This is a genomic window from Kouleothrix sp., assembly GCF_046328425.1.
GTDB lineage: Bacteria > Chloroflexota > Chloroflexia > Chloroflexales > Roseiflexaceae > Kouleothrix.
Genome location: NZ_JAXLWP010000060.1, coordinates 1 through 2,245 on the forward strand (window position 1 = coordinate 1; position 2,245 = coordinate 2,245).

2 protein-coding genes are annotated in these 2,245 nt (G+C 73.2%); both read left to right on the forward strand.

The features are described 5' to 3' along the window. The first annotated feature begins 42 nt into the window (after positions 1-42). Positions 43-636: a hypothetical protein gene (locus tag U0177_RS28890; RefSeq protein ID WP_409572633.1), complete on the forward strand. Its 594-nt coding sequence runs from the start codon at positions 43-45 to the stop codon at positions 634-636. 22 nt (positions 637-658) lie between these two features. Next, positions 659-2,245, forward strand: a 1,587-nt coding sequence (locus tag U0177_RS28895) for an ABC transporter ATP-binding protein (RefSeq protein WP_409574162.1), incomplete at its 3' end; no start/stop codon positions are given.

Genomic DNA, 2,245 nt, shown 5'->3' on the forward strand with positions numbered 1-2,245 from the left:
CGGCAGCGCAGGCCTGCTCACTGAGACGATGGAGCAATGCCCATGAACACGCGCCAGATCTCGCTCGCCGCCGCCTTCCTCGCGATCGTCTTCATCGCCCACGCCGCCGGGCGCATCCTGCAGATCGGCGGCGCGCAGCTCGCGCCCAGCATCGCGATCTACGTGCTGATGGCGCTGCTGATCGCGCCGGGGCTGGGCTGGGGCCCGCTCGCCGGCATCGCGCTCGCCACCGGCCTGCTCACGATGCTGGCCACCTCGAGCCCGTTCCCGCTGGCGAACATCCCGGCGCACGGCGGCAGCTTCCTGCTGGCCGCGCTGCTGGCGAAGACCTTCGGGCGCGACGGGCGCGAGCTGAGCAACGCCCAGGTGATCGGCATCGTCAGCCTGGTGCTGCTGGTATCGTGGACGCTGTTCTCGCTGTTTACCTGGCTGGGCCTGCTTGGCACGCCGTTCACCGGCCAGTCGTTCGGGCGCTTCGGCGCCAGCTTCGGCACCGGCTTCGCCGCCTGGTGGGTCTCGGGCTTCCTCGGCGTCGCGCTGCCCACCTGGCTGATCGCGCTGGTGCTGACGCCGCTGCTCTACCGCGCCGTGCGGCCCGCGCTCATCCGCCAGGGCATGCTGGCCGCGCGCGCCTGAGCCCGCGCCTACGCCGCCGCATATGACCGACGCAATCATCACTGTCAGCGGCCTGCACTACCGCTACCCTACCGGCGCCGCGCCGGTGCTGCGCGGCGTCGATCTGGCGCTTCGCCGCGGCGAGTTCGTCGGGCTCGTCGGCTCGACCGGCGCGGGCAAGACGACGCTGTGCCAGGCGCTGAACGGGCTCATCCCGCACTACACCCAGGGCGAGCTGCGCGGCGCGGTGCACGTGAGCGGCCGCGACACCGCCGCGCTCACGGTCGCCGAGCTTTCGGCCAGCGTCGGGCTGGTGTTTCAGGATGCCGACGCGCAGCTGGTGATGTCGACGGTCGAGGAGGAGTGCCTGCTCGGCCCGCTCAGCCAGGGGCTCTCGCACGCCGAGGCGCGCGCGCGCGCCCACGAGGCGCTGGCGCTGCTCGAGATCAGCCACCTGGCGCAGCGCTCGCCGCAGGCGCTCTCGGGCGGCCAGAAGCAGCGCGTGGCCATCGCCGCCGTGATGGTCTCGCGCCCCGAGGTGCTGGTGCTCGACGAGGCCACCAGCGAGCTCGACGCGCTGATGGTCGGCAAGATCTTCGCGCTGTGCGAGCGGCTGAACCGCGAGCTTGGCACCACGATCGTGCTGGTGTCGCACGAGCTGGAGCTGCTGGCGCGCCACGCCCACCGGCTGGTGCTGCTGCACGCCGGCCAGGTGCTCCTCGACGCCCCGCCGCGCGCGGCCTTCGCCCGCCCCGAGCTGTTCGCGCAGGCGGGCGTGCGCCTGCCGCAGGTCGCCCAGCTGGCGCTGTCGAGCCCGGCGCTGGGCTGGCCGCAGCTGCCGCTGACCGAGGAAGAAGCGATGCCGGTGCTGGCGGCGGCGCTGGCGGCGCATGCCCCCGCCACACCCGCGGCCGTCGCGCCGGCCGCGGGCGCGCCGCAGGCGCCGGGCGAGCCGCTCATCCGGCTCGACGCCGTGAGCTTCGGCTACCGCCTGGGCGCGCCGGTGCTGCGCGGCGCCAGCCTGGCGTTCGCGCGCGGCGAGTTCGTGGCGATCATCGGCAGCAACGGCTCGGGCAAGAGCACGCTGATGAAGCTGATCCTGGGCCTGCTGAAGCCCAGCGGCGGCCGCGTGCTGATCGACGGCCTCGACACGCGCCGGGCCAAGGTGTCCGAGCTGGCGCGGCGGATCGGCTTTATCTTCCAGGAGCCGAACGACCAGCTGTTCGCCGGGTCGGTCGTCGACGAGATCCGCTTCGGCCTGAAGAACCTCGGCCTGGGCGAGGCCGAGGTCGCCGCGCGCGCCGAGGCCGCGCTCGAGCAGTTCGGGCTGGCCGGCCTGCGCGACACCTTCCCGCGCTTTCTGGCGCGCGGCGACAAGCAGAAGCTGTGCATCGCGGCGATCGTGGCCATGCGCCCGCAGGTGCTGCTGCTCGACGAGCCGACCACCGGGCAGGATCACCGTGACGCGCGCCAGATCATGGAGCTGGCCGAGGCGCTCAACGCCCAGGGTATCACCATCCTGCTGGTGACACACGACATGGCTAATGTGGCGCGCTACGCCCGGCGCGTGGTGGTGGTGAACGACGGCGCGGTGGTGGCCGACGGCCCCGCCGCCGCCGTGATGGCCGAC

Excerpts from the sequence above, each read along its gene's own strand:
- U0177_RS28890 (WP_409572633.1), top strand. The coding sequence starts at position 43 with ATGAACACGCGCCAGATCTCGCTCGCCGCCGCCTTCCTCGCGATCGTC.